We start from the raw sequence: 25,675 nt of genomic DNA, 5'->3' as shown, positions 1-25,675 counted from the left end.
GGCCAGCGTCCAGTCCTGCGGTGGCGGGCTATCGATGCCGCGGCCATGACCGCGAATGCCCGCTACAATGTGGGATGCAATCGTTCTGGAATGGCTATCAAGCACCGCCCGGACCGTCATTATTATGGCGCACTGCAATCGTTTTGCTATCCCACTCGCAGCAGATAAGCTTGCGACCCGAGATTCGGCGAAGGCGCGGCGAGCCGGGACAAGGCGAGTGAGAAAGGTACGCAATGAACCTGAGGCTGGAAAAATCGGGGACCGTTGCCCGGCTGCTGATCGACAGGCCTGAGGCGCGCAATGCGATCAACATGACGATGTGGGAGGCATTGCCCGGCCTTATTGCCGACGCTGAAAGCGATTCTGGGATCCGGGTGCTGGAGCTGCGCTCAGCGGAGGGGACGGGCGCCTTTTGTGCCGGGGCCGACATCAAGGAAATGCTCGCGCACAAGGATGATATGGCCTGGCGCGAGGCCAACCAGGCGGAAATAAACCGTGTGCAGCGCGAACTTGCGCGCGTCAGTTTGCCTACCATTGCCTTTATCGATGGGGATTGCATTGGCGGCGGCTGCGGATTGGCGCTGGCGTGCGACATTCGCGTTGCCACGGGCCGAGCGCGCTTCGGCATCACGCCGGGCAAGCTTGGGCTGGTCTATCCGCTGCATGATGTGAAGCTGCTGACCGATCTGGTCGGGCCCGGCCAGGCCAAACGCATTCTGTTTACCGCAGAGCTTCTGAACGCGCAGGAAGCCCAACGTATCGGACTTGTCGAAATCCTGGCGGACAGTTCGGACGCATTGATCGAGCAGATTCTTGCCACTTCCACGCACTCTGCCGTCGAAAACAAGCGCTTCGTGCGCCGCGTGCTCGATGGGCAGGCGCAGGATGATGCAGAAACTCTGGGGATCTTTGGCGCTGCCTTCACGCGGCATGATTTCGCCGAGGGGGCGGCTGCATTCGCACAGAAGCGCAAACCGGAATTCAGCTGATGAAGCTATTCGCCTTTTACTGCCGCGACGGCGAGCACGGCGAGATTTTTCGCGAGCATAGCCATGACGCCTTGCTCAAGCACTTCGAAGAGCATGGCGAGCATTTCGCGGTCGCCGGCCCGCTGGCCAAGGGCGACAAGATTGTTGGTTCGCTGCTGATCATCAAGGCCAGGGATGAAGCCGAAGCCCGCTCCAGGCTTGAAGCCATCCCCTATTTCTCGGTTGGGGTGTGGCAATCGATTCGCGCGGACGAATTCCAGCCGTTGTTCGGTGATTGGGCTGGCGGTAGCGGGCAATAGCGCGGAACGTTGGCACGGCCGACCGCCAGGATACGGTCAATTGCCAAACAGCATCTGCAGGAGACCACGCCGTTTCGGCCTGGATTGGCCGGTTACTTCGTAGAGGTAATTCGCCAACAGGACTGCCTGGTTGCGATCCAGCAGCACCGCACGTTCGCGCAGCTGTTTATCTTCTTGTTCCGTCCGGTGCATGGTTTGCAGTCGCAGCACCATGCGCTGTCCCAGATCATTGATCTTCCAGCCTACCAGCGCGCCGGAATCGAGTGGATCCATTGACCGCCTCCCAGATTGCGCGACCCTGGTTGTGTCGCAGTGAATAGCGTGCTTGCGCCCCAACGCCAATATCGGTCAATGCTGTCATATTAGCCAAGTTTTGTTGTCGCGTCTGTGCTGGCATGACACAGTTCGGCCTGATTGCCATGAACAGCGGCCACAAGTTTCAATCCTGAGCCTAAGAAAGCCAGATCAATGCTCGATACCAGCAAGCGCACCGCCTACAATGAGGACCACGAGGCCTTTCGTGACACGGTTCGCAAGGTCTTTGCCCAGCACCTCACTCCCTATCTCGATGAGCATGAGGAAAAGGGCATCGTCCCGCGTGAGACCTGGAAGGCAATGGGCGAGGCAGGGCTGCTTTGCCCCACGGTCAGCGAAGAGAATGGCGGGCTGGGGCTCGATTTCGGCTTCAACTGCGTGCTGTGCGAGGAACTGTCCTATCTCGGTTCATCTGCCGGCTTCACGCTCCAGAACGATATCACCGCCAATTATTTCCAGCGGCTGGGCACCGAGGAACAACGGCAGAAGTATCTCCCCGGCATGGTATCGGGCGACATCATCACCGCCATCGCCATGACCGAACCGGGCGCGGGTTCGGACCTGCAGGGTATTAGAACCACAGCAGTGGAAGATGGCAATCACCTGGTGATCAATGGCTCCAAGACTTACATCACCAATGGCCAGAACGCCGATTGCGTGGTCGTGGTCGCCAAGACCGATCCCAGCCAGGGGGCCAAGGGCACCACGTTGGTGCTGGTCGATGCCGATACGCCGGGCTTCGAGCGTGGCCGCAATCTCGACAAGATCGGCCAGCATTCCGCCGACACATCCGAACTGTTCTTCAACGATTGCCGCGTCCCCAAGACGAACATATTGGGCGGCGAAGGGCGGGGCTTCGTCCATTTGATGGAGGAACTGCCGCAGGAACGGCTGGGCATTGCGGTGGCGGCGCAGGCGGGGGCGCAGCGCGCTTTCGATGAAGCGGTGAAGTTCACCAAGGATCGCAAGGCGTTTGGCAAGACCGTGTTCGAATTCCAGAACACCAAGTTCACTCTGGCCGATCTCAAGGCCAAGCTGCAGGTGGGCTGGGCGCATCTCGACTGGGCGATCTCTCGGCATCTCAAGGGTGAGCTCACCACCGATGAAGCGAGCGCGGCCAAGCTGTGGCACACCGACCTGCAGTGGGAGGCTTGCGACACGGCACTGCAGCTGCATGGCGGTGCGGGCTACATGAATGAATATGCCATCGCCCGGCTGTGGCGCGATGCGCGCGTAACGCGCATCTTCGGCGGCACCAACGAGATCATGAAGGAAGTGATCAGCCGTTCGATCTGAAGGGAGAAAAGCATGACCAATCCACTCGATTTTTCGCAGCGGCGCGTCCTGGTGGTGGGCGGATCGGGCGGGATTGGCAATGGCATCGCTCACGGCTTCCGCGAGCGGGGAGCTGAGGTGCATGTAACCGGCAGGCGTCCTGATGAAGGCGACTATCTCGAAGCTGAAGACAGCGATTTCACCGGGCTGACCTACCACCAGCTGGACGTGACCGACCGCGATGCCGCCGCCAGGCTGGCGGCACAGCTTAGCGCGGTGGACGTGCTGGTGCTGTGCCAGGGCGCGGTGCGATATGGCCGCGAGGAATTCGAGCGCGAAGGCTGGGACGCGGTGATCGACGTCAATCTCAATTCGGTGATGGACTGCGCGCGGGCTTTCCATCACGGCCTGGCACAGCGCCAAGGCTCGATCATCATCGTCAGCTCGACCGGGGCGTTCCACGCCATGATCGGCAACCCGGCCTATGGTGCGAGCAAGGCCGGTGCCGCCAGCCTGGTCGGCTCGCTGGCACAGGCATGGGCGCGCGAGGGCATCCGGGTCAACGGTATCGCTCCGGGCTTTGTGCCGACCAAGATGACCAGGATCACGACCGAGAACGACAAGCGCCGCGAAGGAGCGATTGCGCGCATTCCGCTCGCGCGGATGGGAACGCCGCAGGACATGGCCGGGGCGGCATTGTTTCTGGCATCGCCGCTTGCGAGCTATATTACGGGGCAGTCGCTGATCGTTGATGGCGGCCTTTCATTGTAAACTCAAGGAGATAGAAGGTGAAATTCTCACGCCTCGGCAATTCCGGGCTCAAGGTTTCGCGGCTGTGCCTCGGTTGCATGAGCTATGGCGATACGACCAAGGGGTGGCACGGCGACTGGCTGCTCGACGAGAATCAGAGCCGTCCCTTCTTCCGCAAGGCGCTGGAGAGCGGGATCAATTTCTTCGATACCGCCAATGTCTATTCGGGCGGCACGTCGGAAGAGATTACCGGCCGGTTGCTGAAGGAAATGGCGCTGCGCGACGAAATCGTGGTCGCGACCAAGGCCTATTTCCCGTGGCGCAACGCGCCCAATGCCGGCGGCAATTCGCGCAAGGCCCTGATGCAGGCGATCGATGACAGCCTGCGGCGGCTTGGGATGGATTATGTCGACCTGTTCCAGATCCATCGCTGGGATGATGCGACACCAATTGAAGAGACGATGGAAGCGCTGCATGACATCGTGAAAGCGGGCAAGGCGCGCTATATCGGGGCCTCCTCCATGTATGCGTGGCAGTTCGCGAAAGCGCAGGAGGCGGCGCGCGCCAATGGCTGGACACGTTTCATCTCGATGCAGAACCAGCTCAACCTGCTCTATCGGGAAGAAGAACGCGAAATGTTGCCGCTGTGCGAGGCAGAAGGGGTAGGTGTGATCCCGTGGAGCCCGCTGGCACGCGGTCGGCTGGCCCGTGCCAATGACCAGGAAACCGTGCGCAGCCAGACTGACGGCGTTGGCAAGGTGCTCTACAAGGAAGGGGATGCGGCCGATCGCGAGGTGATCGATGTGATCGGCAAGGTCGCCGATGCACGCGGTGCGGCGCGCGCCAGCGTTGCGCTGGCGTGGCATTATACCAAGCCGGCGGTCACGGCGCCGATCATCGGGGCGACCAAACCGCAGCATATCGATGCTGCGCTGGCCGCCCTCGAAATCGGGTTGACGCCGGAAGAGATCGCCGCGCTCGAAGCGCCCTATCGGCCCAAGTGGCCGAACGGGCTGGGCTTGCCCATGCCGCCGATGGAGCATGTTACACTGCGCCAGGATTGATCGCGGCTAGCCTATGCGAAAACGCACCAATCCGTCACGAACGCGTCACACGCATGCGCCATTCCACCGCTGGAAACAGGGTGAATGGCTGTGGGTGTCATCAATATTTTGCTGACCAGCGAATTGGGCGAAACGCTTGACGATTTCGTGCATGATGCATTCCATCTCAAATTCGACCGGGTCGGCCCGGAGGGTCCGCGCAGCCTGATCGAAGGGCCGGTCTGGGCCTTTGTCGACTGGGTGATGGAAGACCTTGCCGGACTTGAAATGTGCCGCCGTCTGCGCGCCGATCCCCGCACTGCCGATGCGCATATCACGATGGTGCTGGAAGAGGATGATCCTGAAGACCGGCGCCGCGCCCTGCGTGCAGGGGCCGATGATTATATGGTCGGCCCGATCGACCGCAAAATGATGCTTGATCGGGTATTGGCGCTCAAGGCGCATGACGCGGTTGGGGAAACCACTGCGCTTGCTGCGCGCCGCATGGTGCCGCTGATCGAGCTTGCCCAGCTTACCATCGACACGCTTGGCCATCAGGCGAGGTGGGCAGGTGAGCCGATTGAACTGAGCCCGAACGAATTCCGCCTGCTGCGCTATTTCGCCGAGAATCCCGACCGGGTGCTGTCTCGGCAGGAATTGATCACGGGGCTGGGCAAGCGCGAACCGCCGATCGACGAACGTACGGTCGATGTCTGGGTCGGGCGATTGCGGCGCGGGCTCAAGGCCGCAGGTGCGGGCAATCCGCTGCGCACGGTTCACGCGCTGGGATATGTGTTCGACACATATTGAGCGCTCATGCGGTTGATTGAGGGGTCCGCCGTATTCCCTGTTCTGTCCAATGGTAAGGGCCGCCTCGTCAAGACAAGGCGGCCCTTCTGACCTTGGGAGGAAAGGTCAGAACTCGGTGGAGATTCCGATCGAGAAACTCGTACCGACATCGTAGCTGTTGATCTCGATGCGGTTGGTTTCGTTCCGCTGGAATTCGAAATTGTCGCGCCCGAAGATGTTGCGCACTTCGAACGAAAGCTCGAATGGCTGCCCGAACGCACCGATTTCCGCCCGCGAAACGAAATCGACGGTCAGGCCCGGATTCTCGAGCACGTCAGGGCGCTGGAAACCACGGCTGGTCACTCGCTTGCTGGCATAGTTGAACAGGAAGGTAGCCTGCTGCGTCTTTTCGGTGTCCTCGATCCCGACCTGGAAGTTGGCAACATGGTCTGACTGGCCGGTTAGCGCATCGCCATCGTCGAACAATTGCGAGGCCGGAGTTGCCCCATTGGGAGGGAGCAAGGTGATGTCGCCATCAACCACCGAGATATCCGATTTGGTGTAGGTATAGTTGGCAATGAGCAACAGCTGCTTGGTTTCGAACAAGCCGCCAAGGTCAATCAGGTCAATCCCGTATTGCAGTTCAACCTCGCCGCCATAAAGCGTGGCTTCGGGTGCATTGGCAAAGCTGGTAAGCAGGCGCCCGCCACCTGAAGAGGTGATGAAAGCTTCGATCGGATTATCGATCTTCTTCCAGAAACCGGCCAGGCTGATCCGGTCACCGCCGCCGAGATAATATTCCCCGCGCGCTTCAAGGTTCAGCAGTTCGCTGTCGACCAGGAACGGGTTGCCACGCAGCGCGCGGTTCGATTCAGGGTCGAAATAGAGCTGTTCAACCAGTTCGCGGAACTGCGGCCGGGCAATCGTCTGCGACGCTGAAAGGCGCAGTTGCAGATCGTCCATCGCTTCCCAGGTTATCGTTCCGGCGGGGAGGAAGTAATCCTCACGATTGTTGGTCGGTGTGGCTCCGACAATCGGTGTGTTGAAAATCGACTGGTCCAGCGCCACGGTCTGCACGGCATCTTCGTAGCGAACGCCAAGCTCCACTGTCAGTGTGTTGCTCGGCAGGAAGCGTACCAGGCCATAGCCGGCATGGATGCGCAGCCCAGCGTCAAAGGCCGGGAAATCGCTTGTTTCATCAAGCCGCACGGTAAAACCGGCCAGTGTCGATCCGTTGAATATATCTCCGGGTCGGCGCAGGCCAATTGCCGGAATCAGGCTTTCGTCCAGCAAATCCCCTTCGACTCTGGGGGCGAATTCGCGCCGGATGGAATAGCGATCCACATCCGTATAGGCGTAGCCAAAGGAGGTCTCGAGATTGTCAGTCAGCGGATAGCTGACGTCGATGCCACTATAGATGAGCTCTTCCTGCAGGTCGTCAAAGGCGATCCGCGTCAACCCGCTGTCTGACAGGCGGTTGAAATAGGCCACGAACTGGTCGCCAAAGGGGCTGTCAGCCACATTGGTGCGGGTATAGGAAAACAGCGCATTGAACGGGGCCTCCCGATCGGTCCGTGCATAGCCGCCGCGCAGGTCCAGTTGCAGATCGCCGAACTTGAATTCGCCCACCAGCTGCGTGTCGATCAACTGACGCTCGAACCAGGCCGTATTCTGGTTCACGAAGTCAAAGCCGGTCTCGCCCAGCTGGAAGCTGGTACCCTGTTCGAGCCGCGCGGTCTTCAGCGTGTCGCGAATGTAGAGATTGGTCCAGCGGATCGTATGTTCGCCAATGTCCAGCCCGAAACCAAGCAGGCCGTTCACCAGTATGTTGTTGTCGGTGATGAAATTGGTGAAATCGTCGGTGATGACCGTCAGATCGGTATTGGCCGCCTGGGAGCGGACCGAGCGGTTGCGCCAGCTGTTCTTGATGCTCGCGGTCGCGATCACGCCAAGATAGTCGCCGTCACCCACCTCGAATGAAGAACCGCCGGTGATCGAGGCCGAAAAATTCGCTGGTAGCGTATTATTCTTCTGCACTGTGACAAGGTTCGCCGGGAACAATTGACCCGCTATGCCTTCCTGTATCTCGATCGAGGTATCAGCAAGCCGTTCGCCGCTGTCGAAGAAGGCCTGAAGGTTGGCGGGGATGTCCCGATTGCCGTTATCGAACCCGGTCCAGTCGGTCGAGGAGCCGAAATATTGCAAGCCATTCTGGAAGGTTGTTTCGCTGTCGCCACTGGCACTGACGCTCAGTTTGAGGAAGCTCTCCTCCGGAATCGCGCGCGTGGTGAGATTGATCACACCGCCGCCGAATTCGCCCGGATAATTCACCGAATAGGTCTTTTGCACCAGCGAGGATGCGATCACGCTGGTCGGGAAGATGTCTAGCGGGACCACGCGGCTGAGCGGTTCGGGGCTCGGCAATGGCAGGCCGTTGAGCAGTGCCAGCGAATAACGATCTCCCAAACCGCGCACGAACACGCGTCCGTCGCCGACCAGTGAAAGGCCGGTCACGCGGCCAAGCGCGCCAGCGATGTCGCCTTCACCGGTTCGCGCGATGTCGGCTTCGGACAGCACATTGAGAACCTGGGTCGAAGACCGGGCGGGGTCGCGGTTGCGCCGCCCGGTGACGATGATCCCGCCGCCGGGGACCGAGACATCGGGCTCGACATATTGTTCGTCCTGCGGGGAAGCTTGAGCCTCAGTTTCTTCGGCATCGGCCGGTTCTTCCGGCGGCGTTGTTTCCTGAGCCGCTGCAAGTGCCGGGAAAGTGAGCGAAGATGTGAGCAGCAACAGCCCTGCCAAGCGCTTGACGGTCGACATGGTGGAAGACCCCTTCATGTTTTAAGGTCCTGAATTTGAGCCAGAAGCATGCGCTCTGGCGGTAAATGCGGGTGTGGGAGGCGCCGCTATGCGTGGCGCCTCCCACTTGGTGCGAAAGGCGCGATCAGTTGACCGGCAGCGAGGTGCAGGCTCCATTGGAACTGCCGAAGTTGAGTGTCGCCGAGTTGCAGGTCCAGTTGTCGAAGCGGGTATCGGCTTCGTTCTGGACTGCACCGATATAGTTCACCGCTTCGAAGAAGGACGACAGGCCGGTCACATCGAAAGCTGGAACCGCTGTCTCATTGGTTCCGTTGGCGATGCTCATGGTCAGCGTAATGACAACATTCTCGTTGTTGTTGCTGCCTGCATCCCATGCTGCCTTGACCTGGGCATCGGTGTTGCCCGCATCGCCGCGGAATGGCCGCGCCGGGTCAAAGTCACCGATCACTGACTGGAATACAGGTACGGCCGCAAGCGTTACTGCTTCATCCACGCGGATGCCGGTTTCGTTGTCAGTGTCGATCACGCCATTGACGAGCACGCCCTTGGCGCCGCCGCGATAGCGCACGGCCTGCGAATTGGTGCTCGAGCGCTCGAGGAAGGTGAAGTTGGCAACCCGCAGCACGGTTTGCGGGTTGGCTGCTGTCGAAAAGTCCGAATCGGGCGAGTCGAGTTCGATGATATTGTCACCCCCGCCGCTGCGCTGCGCGGCGATCACGAACTGAAGATTGGCCTGCGCCCCGGAATCGACATCGATCGAATCGTCATCAGCGCCCACGACGACCAGATTCTTGATGTTGACCGAACCACCGAAGAGTTCGATCCCGTCATCGGAACTGTTGAACGACATGATGTTGTTCAACTTCGTGCCCGTGCCGGTGCCGCCGGTAGTCAGCGACTGCAGCTCGCTGCCAGGGGCGATACTGAAACCGGAAAAGCGGATCTGTACAAATTCGAGCGAGCCCGAACTGTCAGCCGGGTTGGCGCCGCCGAACAGCGTAGTGGTGTTGGTCCCCTCAAGCTGCTGTTCGCAATCAGCCTGATTGGCCGGATTGATGGTGCCGGAGCGGCAATCCGAGACCGGCGCCCGGCCCAGCAGGACAACACCGCCCCATTGCGAGATCGAGGCGTCGGTGCTGAGTCCAAGCACATTGTCGCGACTGGTGAAGATGATCGGCCGTGCAGCGGTACCGCTTGCCTCGATCGAGTTGCCGCGGTTGACCACAAGAAACGAACGGCCCGTTGCCCCATACACGATTACGCCTGGCTCGATGGTCAGCGTGACATCGGTTCCGGTGCTGGTGGGGCCGCGGTCCGTGCCGACATCAACCTGGCCGGGCAGGGAGTAGAGCAGACCGCTGATAAAGGGGAGGGTGGAATCCGCATCGATCAAGGCCGGAAGCTGGCAAATGCGATATTCGCCGGTTGGGCCGGAAATCGTCCCGCCGTCTGTCAGCCCGCCGGTGGCCGCAATGGTCGGGCAGCCCGCAGCCGGTGTTACGTTGCCGGAGCCGGGCGGCGGCGTGGGCGTGGGTGTTGGTGCCGGGTTGTTGATGATAATGTTCCCGCCAGTGCCGGGAGAGACGATTTCGTCTGCACCACAGCCGGCCAGGGCGACCAGGCTGCAACCAAGAATGAGCGTTTTTTGAATGTTTTTCACAGCGAGCGGTCCCCTCAAGAAAACCCAGAATCGGAAAAGTCTGCGCGTTGGTGCGCACCGGTTCGCTAGGGGGGCTTGATGACAGTTTGGGGGCCAAGATTGCGGTTTTGCAACAATCCACAAACTATGACTGAAGAATGACAAATATGACGTCGGGCGCGCTACGGCTCCAACTCGCTTCTCACAGTCTGGGTGTGTATATTACAGATATATATCAGTGTGTTATGAGTTAAAGATTGCGGATTTATGACAATGTTTCATTTTTATTGCTCCCCCATGCGCATTGCGCCATTCTTGATGCGTCAATGGGAGAACAAACATGATCGCAGCAGCTATCGCCTGCACCATGATTCTGGCTCAGTCGGCTGCATTGCCTGCTGGCGAATCGGTTGAAATCGAGGTTCGTTCGGCGGAAAGTCAGGTTGGGTATGAGGCGTTGATGGCGGGCGACAACGAACGCGCCATCGCCGAGATCGAAGCCAATCGAGTTTTGGCGCAGAACGATCCGGCGCGGCTGCTCAATCTGGGTGTTGCCTACGCGCGCAGCGGTGATGAAAGTCAGGCCCGCGCAATGTTCCAGGCGGCTCTGACGAGCACAGACCAGATGGAACTCGAAACCTCTCAGGGCGATTGGGTCTATTCGCGGGCGCTTGCACGCCAGGCCCTGCGCATGCTTGGAGATGGTTCGCTCCACACTACGCGCATGGCGGTGCGCTGACGGGCGGGTTCCGCATCATATCGGCAGGCCTGAAAAACCGGGCCACCTAAGGCGCTTCGGGACTGTAGTTCCGGGGCGCTTTTTCTTGTCCTGACCGGGGAATTCCGCCGATCGAGCGGCAATCGCCGGGCGGGGTGTGGATAGCCTGTGCATGACTTGAGAAACGCGTCCTTCGCAGTTTTGTCACTGCATTGTCACTTGGGCTAAGCATGGGGGCCTGATGAAGGCGTCCCAAGTGATTCTCGCGCAAGCCGGTTGTTTATCGGCAGCGGCGATTCTGGCGCTGGTGGCTGCGCCAGTTAGGGCAGACGTGCTTGAAATCGGCGCGGAGGGCTCGCGCTGGGTGTCCGGTGGCCCGCTCGAGATCGGCTTGGCGGCCGAAACGCCGCCGCAAGCAATCGTAATTCCCGATCAGGCTGCTGTGCCAGCGCGGTATATTCCCGTGGCCCAGGCAGAGGCCAGCAGCCGCGGGGTTCCACCGCAATTTGCCGCCAAGGTTGCCGAGCTTTCGGCGCGTTACGATCTTAGCCCCGCACTGATCGAGGCGCTGGTCTGGCAGGAAAGCCGCTGGCGCGCTGCTGCGGTTTCGCCCAAGGGCGCGCGCGGGCTGGCTCAGCTGATGCCGGGAACTGCCAGCTATCTGGGCGTCAATCCTGACGATCCCTTTGCCAATCTTGAAGGCGGCGCACGTTATCTGCGCGAGCAGCTCGACCGGTTTGGCGGCGATCTGGAAAAGGCGCTCGCCGCCTACAATGCCGGGCCGGGACGGGTCGAGCGCGCGGGCGGCGTGCCGCGTATCCGCGAAACCCAGCAATATGTCGTGGCGATCATGGATCGCCTTGCCAATCACAGTTCCAAGGAAACACCATAAATGCGTCTCTTCTCCCGCCTGACGGCCCTGGCATTGCTGCTTAGCCCCACCGCCGCATTTGCGCAGCAGGCCGGCGATCCGCAGGGCTCGGGCCCGATCGTGGCGGCGCTGGCATGGCTTCAGGGCACGCTGCTGGGCACAGTCGCGACCACGGTTGCGGTGATGGCGGTGGCAGCGGTCGGCTTCATGATGCTGACCGGGCGGATGAACTGGCGCTTCGGCGTGACGGTGATCGTGGGCGTGTTCATCCTGTTCGGCGCGACCACCATTGTCGCCGGTATCCAGGCGGCGGCGGGGTAGGGCGCGCATGAGCGACCTCGTCCGCCATCCCGTGCACCGCGCACTCACCCGGCCGCAGATGTTCGCGGGCGTGACGATGAATTTCTTCATCATCAATCTGATGGTGACGACGATCGCTTTCCTGGTCCTGAAAAGCTTCTGGATCATTCCCGTGCCGATCGTGACCCATGTGGTCGGCTATTTCGTTTCGCTGCGTGAGCCGCGCATCTTCGATCTGTGGATCACGAAGGTGTCGCAATGCCCGCGCGTGAAAAATTACAAGCGCTGGGGCTGCAACAGCTATGCGCCGTAACGCAGGACATTGATCTGATGAGCAAATGGATCGGAGCGGCGGCCTGGGGCGCAAAGGAAGCCCGCGCGGGCGACCGCTTGCCTTATCTGCGGCTGATTGACGAGAGCACGATGCTGCTGCGCGACGGATCGGTGATGACATCGATCCAGGTGCCCGGCCTGCTGTTCGAAACCGAGGATTCGGACAGCCTCAATGCCCATGCCGCAACCCGCGAAGTGGTGCTGCGCTCCACGCTCGATTCGCGCTTCGTGCTCTACCACCACGTCATCCGGCGGCGGGTCGAGGTGGAGCTGGAAGCCGATTTCGACGATCCGCTATGCCGCCATATCGATACCCGCTGGAAGGAACGGCTGGCGGGCGGCGCGCTGTTCGTCAACGACCAGTTCATCACACTGATCCGCCGCCCTGCGCGCGGCAAGACCGGGCTGGCCGAGCGCATTGCACGCAAATTCAGCCGCAGGGGCGGCGGCGAGATCGAGGCCGATCCCAAGGATGTGCGCACGCTCAAGGCGGCGGTGACCGGGCTGGTCGCTTCGTTGCAGGCCTATGGCGCACAGGTGCTGGGCGATTATGACAATCCCGGTGGCGGCACCAATTCCGAGATGCTCGAGCTGCTCTCTGCGCTCTACAATGGCGAAATGCGCCCGGTGCGCCGGCCCGCAGAGGATACCGATATCGGGCAGATGTTGCCCTATCGCCGGGCGAGCTTCGGGCTCGACGCGATGGAATTGCGCGGGTCGGGCGGGTCCGAGTTCGGTGCGATTCTGGGCCTAAAGGACTATCCCGAAGCGACTTCGCCCGGACTGCTGGACGGCTTGCTGCGGCAGCCCTTCGAAATGATCGTGACTGAAAGCTATGCCCCTGCAGAGCGGACGACGGCCAAGGAACGGATCGATCTTGCCCTGCGTCGGCTTCGTTCGGTTGACGAGGAAGCCGCCGCCGAGCGGGCGGACATGCTTTCGGCGCGCGATGCGCTAGGCAATGGCGCGGTGGGCTTTGGCGACCATCACCTTACGGTGCAGGTGCGCGAAAGCAGCCTGCCGCGGCTCGACGAGGCAGCCGCCGCCTGCGCCGCAGCCCTGGCGGACACCGGCGCGATTGCGGTGCGCGAGGACATCAATCTCGAGCCCGGCTTCTGGGCGCAGTTTCCTGGCAACGAGCAATATGTCGTGCGGCGCGCGCTGATCTCCAGCGCCAACATGGCCAGCTTCGGGTCGATGCACGGTTTTGCCCTGGGCAAGGCCAGCGGCAACCACTGGGGCGATGCAGTAACCCTGTTGCAGACGACCAGTTCGACCCCGTTCTTCTTCAATTTTCACCACGGTGACCTCGGCAATTTCTCCGTCATCGGCCCATCGGGTTCGGGCAAGACCGTAGTGATGAATTTCCTCGCCGCGCAGGCCCAGAAATTCTCACCCCGCACCATCCTGTTTGACAAGGACCGCGGGGCCGAGCTGTTCATTCGCGGCATCGGCGGGCGTTATGACCGGATCAGCGCGGGTGAGCCGACAGGGTTCAATCCGCTTGCGCTGCCCGATAGTGCGGCAAACCGCGCCTTCCTGCGCGACTGGCTGGGCGTGCTGCTTGCAGCCGAAGGGCCCGAGGAACTGGCGCTGATTTCGGCAGCGGTCGATGCGGCCTATGAAAACGACGCCTCGCTGCGACAACTCAGGCATTTCAGGGAACTGCTTGCCGGGGCAAGGCGGCCCGAGCGCGGCGATCTTGCCGATCGGCTTTCGGCCTGGATTCATAATGGCGAACATGCCTGGCTGTTCGACAATGAACGTGACGAGCTCAATCTCGAGAACCGCGTGCTTGGCTTTGACATGACCGCGCTGCTCGAAAATCCGCGGCTGCGCACGCCGGTGATGATGTATCTGTTCCACCGGATCGATGAGCGGCTTGACGGCAAGCCGACGATGATCCTGATCGACGAGGGGTGGAAGGCGCTTGACGACGCGGTGTTCGCCGCGCGCATCCGTGACTGGCTCAAGACGCTGCGCAAACGCAATGCACTGGTCGGCTTCGCCACGCAGAGCGCGCGTGACGCGCTTGAGAGCCGCATTTCGGCGGCGCTGGTCGAACAGACCGCGACGATGATCTTCATGCCCAATTCGCGCGCCCGGGCAGAGGATTATTGCGACGGGTTTGGGCTGACTGCCCACGAATTCGCGCTGATCCGTTCGCTGCCCGCGCACAGCCGCTGCTTCCTGGTGCGCCAGCCCGATGCCAGCGTGGTTGTGCGGCTTGACCTTTCCGGGGCACCCGAAGTGCTCACCATCCTTTCGGGCCGCGAAGCTTCGGTCCGGCGGCTGGACCTGCTGCGCGCGGCGGTGGGCGATGATCCGGCGGACTGGTTCCCGCCGCTTACCGGGCGCGTGTGGCCGGGCCACAGCGATGGCGGCGAAATGGGCGAGCTGCCGATCTGGCAGGCAGCCGAATGAACGGCTTTTGTGACAGTGCACTGTCCGAAATGGGCGGGGGCATTGCGGCGGCGCTGCAGGCGGTGGATTGCATTGCCGCAGATGGCGCCGCGAGCGCTTTTGGCAAGATCTTCGCTCCGGGCGGGGCGCTCGAAACCGCGCTTGTAATCCTGCTGACGCTGTATGTTTCCTTCTTCGCCATCAGCCTGATGCTGGGGCGTTCGAACCTCAGCGTCAGGGCGCTGTTGCCGCGCATGATCACCGTCGGCCTGGTGCTGGCCTTTTCGACCAGCTGGGTCGCCTTTCGCAGCTTCATCTGGCCGCTGTTCGTCGAAACGCCGGATTATCTCGCTACGCTGCTGACCGGCAGCGACGGATCGGCAACGCGGGTGTTTGCCGAGAAGCTCGACGTGGTGTTCGCCGCGGTCCAGCAGGCGAGCCAGGGGCAGCAGAATTTTGAGGCCTTTTCGCCGGCCGGCCTGATGTGGCTGGGTGCGGTCATGCTGCTGCTGGGCACCGTGGGCGTGCTCGTTACTTCGCGTATCGCGCTGGCGCTGCTGGTGGCGCTGGGGCCGATCTTCGTCGTCATGGCACTGTTCAATGGGACTCGCGGGATTTTCGCCGGCTGGCTCAAGGGACTGGTGATGCTGGCGCTGACTCCGCTGTTCGCGGTGCTCGGCGGCACGATCATGCTAGAGCTTGCTGTGCCGGTGCTGGCGGGGCTGACCGGGACACCGGGCCAGATTGACCCACGTGCCGCCATGGCCTTTTTCCTGGTTGGCGCAGTGCATGTGGCACTCATGGTGATGGTGCTCAAGGTTGCGGCCACCATGGTCTCTGGCTGGGAGGTTTTCGGGCTTGCCGCGGGCCGGGAAGACAGCACGGGCCATACGCCCGCGACAGCCGCCGGATCCGCGCAATCGCGCCAACCCGATCCGCGCTATGCCGCCGCTTCGGGAAATGCCGCCCGCCGCATCGATGTGAGTGCGGTGACCGCCACTACCCCCGCCAATGATGCGGGCGGACAAGCCGGATCGAGCCGAATTCGCGAAACGCGGGTCTATGCCACCAGTTCGCCGCCATCGGCAGCAGGTGACAGTGCCGCTGCACCCTCACGCACGCGCGGAATCGGCAATCGCTTCCGCCCTGTGCAAGCGCGCGCATTGGCGCGCAAATCGGAGATGCCAACATGATTCGCGCCGCGATCCCCGCAGCTGTGCTAGCGCTTGCCACCTTCGTATCCGGGCCAGCGCTGGCTGATGATCCGCGACTGGTCGAGCGGCTTTATGATCCTGCCCAAGTGGTGCGGATCGACGGCAAGGCGCGGGTCCAGGCAACGATCATGTTCGGCGATGACGAGGTGATCGAAAATGTCGCCATCGGGGATTCGCAGAGCTGGCAGGTAACGCCGAACAAGCGCGCCAACCTGCTGTTTGTGAAACCCCTTTCGGCAACTGCTGTGACCAATATGACGGTGGTGACCAGCAAGCGCACCTATCTGTTCGATCTGGTTGCCAATCCGCGTGGCCGCCCGGTCTATGTGCTGAGCTTTACCTATCCCGATCCGCCTGAGCCCACGGCAGAGGAGGCCGCACTGGCAGCGCGCGAGACCGCCAATCCGGCGGAAATGGCGGCTGCGACAGACCCCTATGCCGTGGTCGATCCAGCCGTGCTCAATTTCGACTGGGAGAAGCAGGGCAATGCCGGCCTTCTGCCGGTGCGGGCCTATGACGATGGCCGCGCGACCTTCCTTTCCTGGCCCGCCGATCGTGCAGTTCCGGCGATATTGATCAAGGATCAGGAAGGGACAGAAGGGCCGGTCAATTTCACGGTGCGCGGCGACACGATCGTGGTGCAGGCCGTGCCGCGCGAGATTGTGCTGAAATCGGGGGAGGATAGTGCGCTGCTGGTCAATCGTGGCCCTGTCCGCCCGGCGCTGCCGCTGCGTGACGATCCTGCTCTGGCAAGGGCCGAAGCTCAATCGAGGGAGGCGAACTGATGCGCCTGGCAATGAGGCTGCCCACCAAGGGCAAGGGTGGCGAAGCAAGCGGGGCTGATCCGCGTGAGCAGGAATCGGCGGAGATCATCGACCTTGCCAGCCGCACCGCCTATCCTGTGGTGGCGCAGCAGCAGGGCAAGTCCGACACTCTCGGCTTGGTTGCCGGAATTGCGATCGTAGCGGGGTTGGGCGCGGTTGCCTTCTGGGGGATGAATTCGGCGCGGCTGGAAGACCAGGCCAGCGTGCCTGCGCCCGCACCGGTCGAGGCGCCGGTGCAGGCGGCTGTCGTTCCCGCGCCGCAGCCCGCCGAGGCACAACCCATGCCCGCAGCGAGCGTGCAACCGATCAATGAGAGCGCCGCGCCAGCCCCCGTTTCCGCTGTCAATCCCTATGCCAGCCCGACCATGGTGTTCGATGCCAGCGCGGCGGTGCAGCAGGCCCAGTCTCCTGCGGGTGAAGCAGCCTCCGCCGATGCCGCCACCGCCACCAGCGCCGGTGCAGGCTCGGCAGCCGACTTCGCCAGCCGCATCGGCGGCGTAGGCGGCGCCCCCGCGCAAGCGCGGGCGATGACCAATCCTTCAACCACTGTCACCCAGGGCACGCTGATCCCTGCGATCCTGGAAACCGCGATCGATACAAATGTGCCGGGCTATGTCCGCGCGGTGGTGAGCGAGAATGTGCGCAGCTTCGATGGTACGCGTATCCTGGTGCCGCGCAGCTCGCGGCTGATCGGGCAATATCAGTCGGGCCTGCAGGGCGGGCAGAAGCGCGCCTATGTCATCTGGACGCGGTTGATCCGGCCCGATGGCGCTTCAGTGAACCTTGCCTCGCCTGCGGTGGGCTTTGATGGCACCACCGGGCTACAAGGCCAGGTGAAATCCAACTTCTTCCAGCGGTTCGGTTCAGCAATGCTTTTGTCGGTCGTCGACGGGCTGACCGCGATCGCGACGGGCGGCACTTCGATTGTGCTGGGAGGCGGCAGTTCTGCGGCGGCCGCAGCAGCCCAGCAGGATGGCCAGATCGGTCCCACCGTGCGCGTGCGCCAGGGAGAGCCGATCCGGGTGTTCACGGCGCGCGATCTCGATTTCTCGCAGGTCAGCGGATGAGCGCAGAGATACATCCGCTGCCGTTTGATAGCACCGGCGCTGGCGAACGCAGCGTCTATCTTGAGGCCTATCTGGCGCCGTTCAGGCGCTGGCTTGACCTGGATACCGTGACCGAAATCATGGTGAACCGTCCCGGCGAAGTCTGGGTGGAGGATGCCGCCGATCCCGGCATGAAGCGGATCGAGACGCCCGAGATTGACGATGCACTGGTGCAGCGCCTGGCCGAGCAGGTTGCGCGGGTCAGCCATCAGGGGATCAATCGCGAGCATCCGCTACTGGGTGCAACACTGCCTGATGGCGCGCGTATCCAGTTTTGCGGGCCGCCTGCCGCGCGCAAGCATTGGGCGATGGCGATCCGCCGCCACCGCCGGCTCGATCTGCCGCTTGACGCCTATGACAGCGGTCCGCTGACAAAGCCCGATGCGCCCGCCATGCCTGACCCGCAAGCCCAGCCGATCGCCTATCTACGCGAAGCGATCCGCCAGCGCCGCACCATCCTGATTTCGGGCGGGACCAGCACCGGCAAAACCACCTTCCTCAACGCCATGCTGAAGGAAATTCCGCGCAGCGAACGGGTGGTGCTGGTGGAGGATACACCCGAGCTAAAACTGCCCGGCGCCAATGGCGTTGGCCTGGTGGCGGTGAAGGGCGAATTGGGCGAAGCGAAGGTTTCTGCCAACGAGCTGCTGCAGGCGGCATTGCGTTTGCGGCCCGACCGGATCGTGCTGGGCGAATTGCGCGGGGCGGAAAGCGTAAGCTTCCTGCGCGCGATCAACACCGGCCACCCGGGAAGCTTTTCAACCATTCACGCCAACAGCCTCACCGGCGCGCTGGAGCAATTGTCGCTGATGGTGATGCAGACCGGAATCGGGCTCTCACGCGGCGACACGATCCAATATGCCGCATCGGTGATCGATGTGATCGTGCAATTGGGGCGTGACGGGCAGGGCAAGCGTGGGATCACCGAAATCGCTGACTGCCGCTCGCTGATTTGATCTGCGCGCCAGGACGTCTGTGGCCATCCATTTTTCGACATTATCCAAGGCGCATAGTAGACTGAGCGTTCGATCATGAGCAGCCAACCCATCACGAAATTGCCCACCGCAGCCCCGCGCGATGCGAGCGAGCTTTATTTCAATCGCGAGCTGAGCTGGCTGGCGTTTAACGAACGCGTGTTGGCCGAGGCCTCGAACGGGAATTATCCGCTGCTCGAGCGGCTGCGCTTCCTCGCCATATCGGGCAGCAACCTTGATGAGTTCGTGATGATCCGCGTGGCTGGCCTGGCGGGCCAGGTGCAGCGCGGAATTGACCGCCTTTCGATCGACGGGCGCACTCCGCAGCAGCAATTGATCGCGGTGCGCGAGCGGGTTGCCCAGCTATCCCTGCGTCAGCAGCAGGTATGGAGCGAGTTGCACGGCCTGTTGGGTCAGGCAGGAATTTACGTCGCAGATGATCACTTCGTAAAACCCGATGCATATTCGTGGCTGAAGGAATATTTCCTTGAAGAAATCCTGCCGGTCATCACCCCGCAGGCGCTAGATCCGGCGCACCCGTTCCCCTTTGTTGCCAATCGCGGGCTCGGACTGCTGTTCACGCTCACGCGAGAGAGTGACGGAGAGCAGCTGATCGAGATGGTGCTGATCCCGCCCGCGCTGCCGCGTTTCGTGCGCGTGCCGGGCGAGGAGGCATGTTACATCAGCATCACAAATGTAATCTGCCGCTTCGCCGAACATGTATTTCCAGGCTTTGCGATAGAAGGCGACGGACTGTTTCGTGTGCTGCGCGATAGCGATATCGAGATTGAAGAAGAGGCTGAAGATCTTGTTCGCACTTTCCGCAGTGCGATCCAGCGCCGCCGCCGGGGCACGGTGATCCAGCTAGAGCTGGAGCAGGATTTTGATCCGGTGGCAGAGCAGATACTGCTCGAACAATTGGGCGTAAGCGATGCGCTGGTGCTCAAGAGCGCAGGTGTGATCGGGCTTGAGAGGCTGAGCGAGATCGTGGAAATCGATCGGCCCGATCTGAAGTTCGAAAGCTATACCCCGCGTTATCCCGAGCGGATTCGCGAGCACGATGGCGATTGCTTCTCGGCCATCCGAGAAAAGGATATCGTGATCCACCACCCCTATGAAAGCTTCGAAGTGGTGGTCGATTTCCTGCGCCAGGCGGCGAGCGATCCTGACGTGGTGGCGATCAAGCAAATGCTCTATCGTGCCGGCAATCAGTCTGCGATCATCAGTGCGCTGATTGCGGCGGCGGAAGAGGGTAAATCGGTCACTGCGGTAGTCGAAATCAAGGCCCGCTTCGACGAAGAGCAGAACCTGATGTGGGCCTCGCAGCTTGAGCGCGCAGGCGTGCAGGTGATCTACGGCTTTGTCGACTGGAAAACCCATGCAAAGGTGGCGATGGTGGTGCGGCGCGAGGAAGATGGCTTTCGCACCTATTGCCACTTCGGCACCGGCAATTACCATCCGGTGACCGCGCGTACATACACCGACCTGAGCTTCTTTACCGCTGCCCCGGAATTCGGGCGCGATGCGGCCAAGCTGTTCAATTTCGTGAGCGGTTATGTCGAGCCGCGCGGCACCGAAGCGCTGGTGATCTCGCCGCTCAATCTGCGTGCCGAGATCAATGCGGCGATCGACCGCGAAATTGCCCATGCGCGCAGCGGCAAGCCCGCGGCGATCTGGATCAAATGCAATCAGGTGACTGACCAGGCGATAATCGACAAGCTCTATGAAGCCAGCGGGGCCGGGGTCGAGATCGAGCTGGTGGTGCGCGGGATCTGTTGCCTTCGGCCCGGTGTCGAGGGCGTGAGCGAGAACATCCGCGTGAAATCGATTATCGGGCGTTTTCTTGAGCACGGCCGAATCTATGCCTTCGCCAATGGCGAGGCGATGCCGAGCAGCGCGGCCCTGGTCTATATTTCGTCGGCTGACCTGATGGAGCGTAATCTTGACCGGCGGGTCGAGACCTTCATTCCAATCCGCAACCACACCGTACATGACCAGGTTTTGCAGCAGGTGCTGCTCGCGAATATGCTGGATACCGAGCAGAGCTGGCTGCTGGGGGCCGACGGGGGGTATTTGCGCATGGTGTCGAAAGACAGGTCATTCAATTGCCACCACTATTTCATGACCAATCCCTCGCTTTCGGGGCGCGGCGAGGCGCTTGATCCCGATGCCGTGCCCAAGCTTTCATTGCGCAAGGTTCGCCCAGCATGATCGCACGGCGGCGGCGGGACCGGGCGGGGAGTTTTTCCGGCAATGTCGCCGAACGCGCGATAATCGATATCGGTTCGAATTCGGTGCGTCTGGTGGTTTATGGCGGCACAATGCGCGCGCCGGTGGTGGTGCTGAACGAGAAGGTGGTCGCCCAGCTCGGGCGCGAAATCGCGGCCACCGGGCTCCTGCCTGCAGACTCGATCGAGTTGGCCATGCGCGGGCTGAAGCGCTTTGCCCTGCTGCTTGAGGATCTGGGTGTCCAGGATGTCGAGACTGTGGCGACCGCCGCCGTGCGCGAGGCCGACAATGGCCCGGAGTTTCTGGAACATGTGCGTGCACTGGGCTTTGAGCCGCGCCTGCTTTCGGGCGAGGAGGAAGCCGGCGTCAGCGCCAGCGGTGTGATCGGTGCCTTTCCCGGCGCGCAGGGCGTTGTAGCGGATCTTGGTGGAGGCAGCCTGGAGCTGGTCCGAATCGCCGATGGAATGTGCGACACTGCAACCTCTCTGCCGCTTGGCACATTGCGGCTGAACGAATATCGCGGCGAGGGCGAAACCAAGCCAGGCGGTATGCGCAAACGGCTTGGCATGGCGCTCAAGCAGGGCGGCTGGGGCAATCCGACCGATGGGCCGCTTTATCTTGTCGGTGGTACATGGCGTGCGCTCGCGGTTTACGCGATGGAAGAGCGCAATTTTCCGCTGTCAGACCCGCATGCCTTCGAACTTGATGCACACGAAGCGGCACTGCTGGCGAGGCGAGTAGCGCGCGCGGCGCCCGAGACGTTGGCTAGCATACCGCGCCTGACGTTGAACCGTGCGGATGTTCTGCCCGATGCTGCGGTATTGTTGCAGGCCTTGCTCAAACAGCTCGCCCCGAGCCGCGTCGTGTTTTCGTCATGGGGTCTGCGCGAAGGATTGCTTTACGGGCGGCTCGAACCGCACCAGAAGGCACAGGACCCGCTGCTGGCCGGCATGGCGCACTTTGTTGGCCATCGCGGTGCGCCGCCCCAGCTTGCGGCACGCATTGCCGGGTGGACGGTCGAGGCGGTGCCGACCGGTGAGACTGGCAGTGAACGGGTTCGGCTGGCGGCTACCATGCTGGCGCTGGCGTCGATCCAGATTGAGCCCAACCTCAGGGTCGAGCAAGCGATCGACTGGGCGCTGCACAAGCGCTGGCTCGCGATCGATCCGGTCGGCCGCGCGCAGATGGCGGCCACTTCGGCGGCGAATGGCAACCAGCTCGGCATGCCCAAGTCGCTCACCAAGCTGGCCTCTGCCGAAGCGCTTGAAGAGGCGATCTGCTGGGGCCTTGCGATCCGGCTTGCGCGGCGGGTGGGCGCGCGTTCGCGCAAGTCGTTCCAGGTCAGCCGGTTGATGCGTGACGGGGGACGCTTGGTGTTGCGGCTGCAGGAAAGTCACCGCGACCTCTACGGTATCACGGTCGAAAGAGACCTTGCGCTGCTGGCCGAACGGCTAAGGCTTGAGCCGGCGGTCGAGATCGTGGCGGAAGACATGGTGTGGGATAGCGATGAGGCTGACGCGCGTTTCAGCCTCGTCAAATAGCGCCGTTCAGGCGTTGCGGCTGGTAGTGGCGAAAGGCGAGAAATCGGTTTCGGTATCGTAGAGGTCGATTCCCTCGCGGCGCTTGAGGGTGCCCACCACCAGATAGGTAACGGGCGTCAGCAGCGCTTCCCACGCGGTCTTGATCAACCATTGCGAGAGCACCACCTGCGCCAGTGTCTCGGGCGGCCAGCCGGCCAGACCCCAGAAGGCGAGCGGATAGAAGATCAGGCTGTCCAATCCCTGCCCCACCACGGTTGAGCCGATCGTGCGCATCCACAGGAAGCGCCCACTGGTCCAAACCTTCATCTTGGCCAGGACATAGGAATTGGCGAATTCGCCCACCCAGAAAGCGGTCATGGAGGCAAGCACGATGCGCCAGCTATTGCCGAACACGGCTTCATAGGCACCCTGATGCGGCCACCCGTCAGCAGGCGGAAGCGACACGACCACCCAGGCCATGAAGGCCATGAACAGCAGCGCGCCAAAACCGGTCCAGATCACGCGCCGCGCACGGGCATAGCCGTACACCTCGGTCAGCACGTCGCCGATGATGTAGCTGATCGGGAAGAACAGCACGCCTGCACCGAAAATCCAGCTTTCGCCGCCGGGCAGCGGGATATAGCTCGGCTTGCTAGCCCCGATCAGGTTGGAGAGCAGCAGGATCGCGACAAACGCCGCCATCACCAGATCGTAATAGCGGAAGGCTTGCGGCGCGTGGCTGGTGGCGACCGGGATTTGCGATTTTTCCATTGCGGGGATGACTAACGGCATTTGAACCGGGGGGAAAGCACGCTAATGCGGGTCCCGGCGCGCGCCCGTAGCTCATCTGGATAGAGCGCGAGACTTCTAATCTTGAGGTAGCAGGTTCGAGTCCTGCCGGGCGCGCCAGCCATCAGGCATCCCGCAGGGGTGCGTGGTGGCTGATGCGTTCGCGGGCTCGAACAGAGTTCGGAATCGAAGCGCCAAAGGCGCGAAGATGAACGAGCCGCGTAGCGGCGAGGACAGTCCTGCCGGGCGCGCCAGCCATCAGGCATCCCGCAGGGGTGCGTGGTGGCTGATGCGTTCGCGGGCTCGAACAGAGTTCGGAATCGAAGCGCCAAAGGCGCGAAGATGAACGAGCCGCGTAGCGGCGAGGACAGTCCTGCCGGGCGCGCCAGCCATCAGGCATCCTGCCGCACTGCCGCCCGATTGCGCCGCTACCCCCGCATAACGCTATCGAGCGGCTCGCCCGTCACCGGATAGCCAAGGTCCTCGCCGATATTGAGCCAGGTCTTTCCGTCCACATCGTCCATGAAAGGCGTGATCGTGCGCACCGGAATGGCTTCGGCTTGCGCGCGCGCTTCCTCGAAGCTGCCGAACAGTGCGAGCCGCTCCAGATTGCGGCGGGTCGGGAAGATCAGCTTTATCTCTCCCCGTTCGGCCGCATCGAGCGCGCCTTGCGCCGTGGTCCAGAACAAATGGGTGTTTTCCGACAGGTCGGCTTCGATCTGGACCGCGCCGGTGCCCAGGTTGGCGAGGTAAAAGCGTGTGTCATAGACGCGCGGAATGCGCTCGTTCTTGGGAAACCAGCGCGCGAAGGGCGTCAGCTGCGCCAGATCCAGATCCCAGCCGAAATGCTCCAGCACCGGTGTCAATTGGCCCGTCTCGTGCAGGAATGCCCGCGCGGCGTGTGCCCTGGCTGCATCGATTTCACCCGCGAGCCCGATCGCAAGGCCGGTTTCTTCCAGCGTTTCGCGCACCGCCGCCACCTGATGCGCCGCTTCGTCAGGATCGAGTTCGCCGCCAATTTGCGCCCCCAGCTCGAAATCGGCGGGGTCAACCCGCCCGCCCGGGAACACAGCCATGCCGCCCGCGAACACCATCTCGCGCGAGCGGATGGTCATGAGGATTTCAGGCGGTTGCCCTTCCTCGCCATTGCGGAAGATTATGACAGTGGCGGCTGGAATGCCGCTGGGTGATGGATCTGCTGGCGCGCTCATTGCCGAGCATAAGAGCGCAGCGGCAAGCAATTGCCAATCACCAAATATGCGAGCCTGTCGGAAAATTTGACAAACGCGACATGGTTATCGTGGGCGTTAACCATCGGACTCTGCATGAAAGCGCCGTTTTCTGAAACTGGCACACCTTGTGCTGAGGGAAGAGTACCCGAAACAGTCTTCGATGAATGAGGCAGCGCCACCTGGTCTCCCCGGCGCAGCCTCCCCGAACAGGAAAAGCCGCCCCACTGGTACCCCCGGGGCGGCTTTTTTGTTCCAGGGATGGGCGTGCAGAAACTAAGAAGTTTTCGCGACCTGCTTTTCGTCGAGCAGCTGTTGCAATTCACCAGCCTCGAACATTTCCATCATGATGTCGCTGCCGCCAACGAACTCGCCCTTCACATAAAGCTGCGGGATGGTCGGCCATTCGGAAAAGGCCTTGATCCCCTGGCGGACTTCCATGTCCTGCAGCACGTCGACGCCTTCATAGGCGATGCCGCAATGGTCCAGGATCGCCACGGCGCGGCTGGAAAAGCCGCATTGGGGGAACAGCGGCGTGCCCTTCATGAACAGCACGACATCATTGTCATTAACGAGGGTAGAGATTCGGGCGTTGACGTCAGACATATAATCAAAACCTGGAGTTGGTGTGCGTGGTCAGCCTGAAGTGGGGACGGCTGTGGTCAGTTGCAAGGCGTGCAGCACGCCGCCCATGCGCCCGTCCAATGCCTCGTAAACCATCTTGTGCTGCTGGACCCTGGTCTTGCCCGCGAACTGCGGGGCGGTGACCTTGGCTGCCCAATGGTCATTGTCGCCGGCAAGATCGGTCATTTCCACCGCCGCCCCGGGCAGTGCGGTGGTAATCATGTCTTCGATTTCAGCGGCAGACATTGGCATCGGGTCAGGCTCCGCTCATCAGCTGGCGGCGAGCCTCGATATTTTTCTCTTCCAGCTTGCTGCGAATGTCGGCTTCGCTGACATCGCAGCCTGCGCCGGTCAGATCTCCCAGGACCTTGCGGATCACGTCCTCATCCCCCGCTTCTTCGAAATCGGCCTGCACAACCGCTTTCTTGTAGGCGTCGGTTTCCTCATCCGTGAGGCCCATCAGGCCCGCGGCCCATTCACCCAGCAGCCGATTGCGGCGCGCCGCGATCTTGAAGGCGGTTTCCTCGTCGAATGCAAACTTGGCTTCCTCGCCGCGCTCGCGATCCCTGAAATCGGTCATCTGTGCAGTCCCTTTGGGGTTTGAGTTCTATCTGGAAAT

The 25,675-nt window shown here is 61.9% G+C and carries 25 protein-coding genes and 1 tRNA gene; 18 read left to right on the top strand and 8 right to left on the bottom strand.

Annotated features, from left to right (window positions below; translation table 11 throughout):
• Positions 1 to 233 precede the first annotated feature (233 nt).
• Both ACX3VQ_RS09885 and ACX3VQ_RS09880 read left to right on the top strand, forming a co-directional pair.
• On the top strand, positions 234 to 989 hold the full coding sequence (locus tag ACX3VQ_RS09885) for an enoyl-CoA hydratase/isomerase family protein (RefSeq protein WP_462580888.1): 756 nt from the start codon (positions 234 to 236) through the stop codon (positions 987 to 989).
• A complete protein-coding gene (locus tag ACX3VQ_RS09880; RefSeq protein WP_462572985.1) occupies positions 989 to 1,288 on the top strand; it encodes a YciI family protein in 300 nt (99 codons plus the stop codon). Before ACX3VQ_RS09885 ends, ACX3VQ_RS09880 begins: the two co-directional genes overlap by 1 nt.
• A gap of 36 nt (positions 1,289 to 1,324) precedes the next feature.
• On the opposite strand, the gene ACX3VQ_RS09875 is transcribed toward ACX3VQ_RS09880, so the two are convergent.
• Positions 1,325 to 1,561 (bottom strand): hypothetical protein, encoded by a 237-nt coding sequence (locus ACX3VQ_RS09875; protein WP_462572987.1) that lies wholly within the window; start codon positions 1,559 to 1,561, stop codon positions 1,325 to 1,327.
• A 195-nt stretch (positions 1,562 to 1,756) separates the two neighbouring features.
• Here ACX3VQ_RS09875 and ACX3VQ_RS09870 point away from each other — a divergent pair, with 195 nt between their 5' ends.
• The 4 genes from ACX3VQ_RS09870 to ACX3VQ_RS09855 all read left to right on the top strand — a co-directional run bounded on the left by ACX3VQ_RS09870 (position 1,757) and on the right by ACX3VQ_RS09855 (position 5,481).
• Positions 1,757 to 2,899 (top strand): acyl-CoA dehydrogenase family protein, encoded by a 1,143-nt coding sequence (locus ACX3VQ_RS09870; protein WP_462580886.1) that lies wholly within the window; start codon positions 1,757 to 1,759, stop codon positions 2,897 to 2,899.
• Positions 2,900 to 2,911: 12 nt separating this feature from the next.
• Complete coding sequence (locus ACX3VQ_RS09865; protein ID WP_462580885.1) at positions 2,912 to 3,649, top strand: SDR family NAD(P)-dependent oxidoreductase; 738 nt, start codon at positions 2,912 to 2,914, stop codon at positions 3,647 to 3,649.
• Positions 3,650 to 3,666: 17 nt separating this feature from the next.
• On the top strand, positions 3,667 to 4,692 hold the full coding sequence (locus ACX3VQ_RS09860; RefSeq protein WP_462580883.1) for an aldo/keto reductase: 1,026 nt from the start codon (positions 3,667 to 3,669) through the stop codon (positions 4,690 to 4,692).
• A gap of 84 nt (positions 4,693 to 4,776) precedes the next feature.
• The gene (locus ACX3VQ_RS09855; protein ID WP_462580882.1) at positions 4,777 to 5,481 is read left to right on the top strand and encodes a response regulator transcription factor; all 705 of its coding nucleotides are present in this window, start codon (positions 4,777 to 4,779) and stop codon (positions 5,479 to 5,481) included.
• Between the two features lie 105 nt (positions 5,482 to 5,586).
• On the opposite strand, the gene ACX3VQ_RS09850 is transcribed toward ACX3VQ_RS09855, so the two are convergent.
• Positions 5,587 to 8,283, bottom strand: a complete 2,697-nt coding sequence (locus ACX3VQ_RS09850; RefSeq protein ID WP_462581204.1) for a TonB-dependent receptor domain-containing protein — start codon at positions 8,281 to 8,283, stop codon at positions 5,587 to 5,589.
• A 124-nt stretch (positions 8,284 to 8,407) separates the two neighbouring features.
• On the bottom strand, positions 8,408 to 9,943 hold the full coding sequence (locus tag ACX3VQ_RS09845; protein ID WP_462580881.1) for a hypothetical protein: 1,536 nt from the start codon (positions 9,941 to 9,943) through the stop codon (positions 8,408 to 8,410).
• Positions 9,944 to 10,262: 319 nt separating this feature from the next.
• Between ACX3VQ_RS09845 and ACX3VQ_RS09840 the strand changes: the two genes are divergently transcribed.
• The 11 genes from ACX3VQ_RS09840 to ACX3VQ_RS09790 all read left to right on the top strand — a co-directional run bounded on the left by ACX3VQ_RS09840 (position 10,263) and on the right by ACX3VQ_RS09790 (position 22,435).
• A complete protein-coding gene (locus ACX3VQ_RS09840; protein ID WP_462580879.1) occupies positions 10,263 to 10,661 on the top strand; it encodes a hypothetical protein in 399 nt (132 codons plus the stop codon).
• Positions 10,662 to 10,881: 220 nt separating this feature from the next.
• Positions 10,882 to 11,532, top strand: coding sequence for a lytic transglycosylase domain-containing protein (locus ACX3VQ_RS09835; RefSeq protein ID WP_462572998.1), 651 nt, complete (start codon positions 10,882 to 10,884; stop codon positions 11,530 to 11,532).
• Positions 11,533 to 11,832, top strand: coding sequence for a TrbC/VirB2 family protein (locus tag ACX3VQ_RS09830; protein ID WP_462580877.1), 300 nt, complete (start codon positions 11,533 to 11,535; stop codon positions 11,830 to 11,832).
• A 7-nt stretch (positions 11,833 to 11,839) separates the two neighbouring features.
• Positions 11,840 to 12,124 carry a VirB3 family type IV secretion system protein gene (locus ACX3VQ_RS09825; RefSeq protein ID WP_462573001.1) on the top strand — a complete coding sequence of 95 codons (285 nt, stop codon included), beginning with the start codon at positions 11,840 to 11,842 and terminating at the stop codon, positions 12,122 to 12,124.
• A gap of 17 nt (positions 12,125 to 12,141) precedes the next feature.
• Complete coding sequence (locus tag ACX3VQ_RS09820) at positions 12,142 to 14,568, top strand: VirB4 family type IV secretion/conjugal transfer ATPase (protein WP_462580876.1); 2,427 nt, start codon at positions 12,142 to 12,144, stop codon at positions 14,566 to 14,568.
• A complete protein-coding gene (locus ACX3VQ_RS09815; RefSeq protein WP_462580875.1) occupies positions 14,565 to 15,740 on the top strand; it encodes a TrbL/VirB6 family protein in 1,176 nt (391 codons plus the stop codon). The genes ACX3VQ_RS09820 and ACX3VQ_RS09815 overlap by 4 nt, the downstream gene beginning before the upstream one ends.
• A complete protein-coding gene (locus ACX3VQ_RS09810; RefSeq protein WP_462580873.1) occupies positions 15,737 to 16,546 on the top strand; it encodes a TrbG/VirB9 family P-type conjugative transfer protein in 810 nt (269 codons plus the stop codon). The genes ACX3VQ_RS09815 and ACX3VQ_RS09810 overlap by 4 nt, the downstream gene beginning before the upstream one ends.
• Positions 16,546 to 17,652, top strand: a complete 1,107-nt coding sequence (locus tag ACX3VQ_RS09805) for a TrbI/VirB10 family protein (protein WP_462580872.1) — start codon at positions 16,546 to 16,548, stop codon at positions 17,650 to 17,652. The genes ACX3VQ_RS09810 and ACX3VQ_RS09805 overlap by 1 nt, the downstream gene beginning before the upstream one ends.
• On the top strand, positions 17,649 to 18,647 hold the full coding sequence (virB11, locus tag ACX3VQ_RS09800) for a P-type DNA transfer ATPase VirB11 (RefSeq protein ID WP_462580871.1): 999 nt from the start codon (positions 17,649 to 17,651) through the stop codon (positions 18,645 to 18,647). Before ACX3VQ_RS09805 ends, virB11 begins: the two co-directional genes overlap by 4 nt.
• Positions 18,648 to 18,722: 75 nt before the next feature.
• Positions 18,723 to 20,876 carry an RNA degradosome polyphosphate kinase gene (locus ACX3VQ_RS09795; protein WP_462580870.1) on the top strand — a complete coding sequence of 718 codons (2,154 nt, stop codon included), beginning with the start codon at positions 18,723 to 18,725 and terminating at the stop codon, positions 20,874 to 20,876.
• Positions 20,873 to 22,435, top strand: coding sequence for a Ppx/GppA phosphatase family protein (locus ACX3VQ_RS09790; RefSeq protein ID WP_462580869.1), 1,563 nt, complete (start codon positions 20,873 to 20,875; stop codon positions 22,433 to 22,435). The genes ACX3VQ_RS09795 and ACX3VQ_RS09790 overlap by 4 nt, the downstream gene beginning before the upstream one ends.
• Positions 22,436 to 22,441: 6 nt before the next feature.
• Here the strand turns inward: ACX3VQ_RS09790 and ACX3VQ_RS09785 are convergent, their stop codons facing one another.
• A complete protein-coding gene (locus ACX3VQ_RS09785; RefSeq protein WP_462573014.1) occupies positions 22,442 to 23,185 on the bottom strand; it encodes a queuosine precursor transporter in 744 nt (247 codons plus the stop codon).
• 61 nt (positions 23,186 to 23,246) lie between these two features.
• Between ACX3VQ_RS09785 and ACX3VQ_RS09780 the strand changes: the two genes are divergently transcribed.
• A tRNA-Arg gene (locus ACX3VQ_RS09780) sits at positions 23,247 to 23,323 on the top strand.
• Between the two features lie 308 nt (positions 23,324 to 23,631).
• Here the strand turns inward: ACX3VQ_RS09780 and ACX3VQ_RS09775 are convergent.
• From ACX3VQ_RS09775 to ACX3VQ_RS09760, 4 genes are all read right to left on the bottom strand, one after another.
• A complete protein-coding gene (locus tag ACX3VQ_RS09775; protein ID WP_462580868.1) occupies positions 23,632 to 24,414 on the bottom strand; it encodes an NUDIX hydrolase in 783 nt (260 codons plus the stop codon).
• Positions 24,415 to 24,708: 294 nt separating this feature from the next.
• Entirely contained in the window at positions 24,709 to 25,038 is a 330-nt protein-coding gene (gene grxD, locus ACX3VQ_RS09770; RefSeq protein ID WP_462573016.1) for a glutaredoxin family protein, read from the bottom strand.
• A 30-nt stretch (positions 25,039 to 25,068) separates the two neighbouring features.
• A complete protein-coding gene (locus tag ACX3VQ_RS09765) occupies positions 25,069 to 25,308 on the bottom strand; it encodes a BolA/IbaG family iron-sulfur metabolism protein (protein WP_462573017.1) in 240 nt (79 codons plus the stop codon).
• A 4-nt stretch (positions 25,309 to 25,312) separates the two neighbouring features.
• On the bottom strand, positions 25,313 to 25,636 hold the full coding sequence (locus ACX3VQ_RS09760; protein WP_462573019.1) for a DUF1476 domain-containing protein: 324 nt from the start codon (positions 25,634 to 25,636) through the stop codon (positions 25,313 to 25,315).
• Positions 25,637 to 25,675: the final 39 nt, after the last annotated feature.

Source organism: Altererythrobacter chaiwopuensis (genome assembly GCF_054957735.1).
This window is presented reverse-complemented; position numbering and strand designations above follow the sequence as displayed.

Bases quoted from the DNA above. Each gene is read 5' to 3' on its own strand.
- ACX3VQ_RS09885 (WP_462580888.1), top strand. From the start codon at position 234: ATGAACCTGAGGCTGGAAAAATCGGGGACCGTTGCCCGGCTGCTGATC.
- ACX3VQ_RS09880 (WP_462572985.1), top strand. From the start codon at position 989: ATGAAGCTATTCGCCTTTTACTGCCGCGACGGCGAGCACGGCGAGATT.
- ACX3VQ_RS09875 (WP_462572987.1), bottom strand. From the start codon at position 1,561: ATGGATCCACTCGATTCCGGCGCGCTGGTAGGCTGGAAGATCAATGAT.
- ACX3VQ_RS09870 (WP_462580886.1), top strand. From the start codon at position 1,757: ATGCTCGATACCAGCAAGCGCACCGCCTACAATGAGGACCACGAGGCC.
- ACX3VQ_RS09865 (WP_462580885.1), top strand. From the start codon at position 2,912: ATGACCAATCCACTCGATTTTTCGCAGCGGCGCGTCCTGGTGGTGGGC.
- ACX3VQ_RS09855 (WP_462580882.1), top strand. From the start codon at position 4,777: ATGGCTGTGGGTGTCATCAATATTTTGCTGACCAGCGAATTGGGCGAA.
- ACX3VQ_RS09850 (WP_462581204.1), bottom strand. From the start codon at position 8,283: ATGTCGACCGTCAAGCGCTTGGCAGGGCTGTTGCTGCTCACATCTTCG.
- ACX3VQ_RS09840 (WP_462580879.1), top strand. From the start codon at position 10,263: ATGATCGCAGCAGCTATCGCCTGCACCATGATTCTGGCTCAGTCGGCT.
- ACX3VQ_RS09835 (WP_462572998.1), top strand. From the start codon at position 10,882: ATGAAGGCGTCCCAAGTGATTCTCGCGCAAGCCGGTTGTTTATCGGCA.
- ACX3VQ_RS09830 (WP_462580877.1), top strand. From the start codon at position 11,533: ATGCGTCTCTTCTCCCGCCTGACGGCCCTGGCATTGCTGCTTAGCCCC.
- ACX3VQ_RS09825 (WP_462573001.1), top strand. From the start codon at position 11,840: ATGAGCGACCTCGTCCGCCATCCCGTGCACCGCGCACTCACCCGGCCG.
- ACX3VQ_RS09820 (WP_462580876.1), top strand. From the start codon at position 12,142: ATGAGCAAATGGATCGGAGCGGCGGCCTGGGGCGCAAAGGAAGCCCGC.
- ACX3VQ_RS09815 (WP_462580875.1), top strand. From the start codon at position 14,565: ATGAACGGCTTTTGTGACAGTGCACTGTCCGAAATGGGCGGGGGCATT.
- ACX3VQ_RS09810 (WP_462580873.1), top strand. From the start codon at position 15,737: ATGATTCGCGCCGCGATCCCCGCAGCTGTGCTAGCGCTTGCCACCTTC.
- ACX3VQ_RS09805 (WP_462580872.1), top strand. From the start codon at position 16,546: ATGCGCCTGGCAATGAGGCTGCCCACCAAGGGCAAGGGTGGCGAAGCA.
- virB11 (WP_462580871.1), top strand. From the start codon at position 17,649: ATGAGCGCAGAGATACATCCGCTGCCGTTTGATAGCACCGGCGCTGGC.
- ACX3VQ_RS09795 (WP_462580870.1), top strand. From the start codon at position 18,723: ATGAGCAGCCAACCCATCACGAAATTGCCCACCGCAGCCCCGCGCGAT.
- ACX3VQ_RS09790 (WP_462580869.1), top strand. From the start codon at position 20,873: ATGATCGCACGGCGGCGGCGGGACCGGGCGGGGAGTTTTTCCGGCAAT.
- ACX3VQ_RS09785 (WP_462573014.1), bottom strand. From the start codon at position 23,185: ATGGAAAAATCGCAAATCCCGGTCGCCACCAGCCACGCGCCGCAAGCC.
- ACX3VQ_RS09775 (WP_462580868.1), bottom strand. From the start codon at position 24,414: ATGAGCGCGCCAGCAGATCCATCACCCAGCGGCATTCCAGCCGCCACT.
- grxD (WP_462573016.1), bottom strand. From the start codon at position 25,038: ATGTCTGACGTCAACGCCCGAATCTCTACCCTCGTTAATGACAATGAT.
- ACX3VQ_RS09765 (WP_462573017.1), bottom strand. From the start codon at position 25,308: ATGCCAATGTCTGCCGCTGAAATCGAAGACATGATTACCACCGCACTG.
- ACX3VQ_RS09760 (WP_462573019.1), bottom strand. From the start codon at position 25,636: ATGACCGATTTCAGGGATCGCGAGCGCGGCGAGGAAGCCAAGTTTGCA.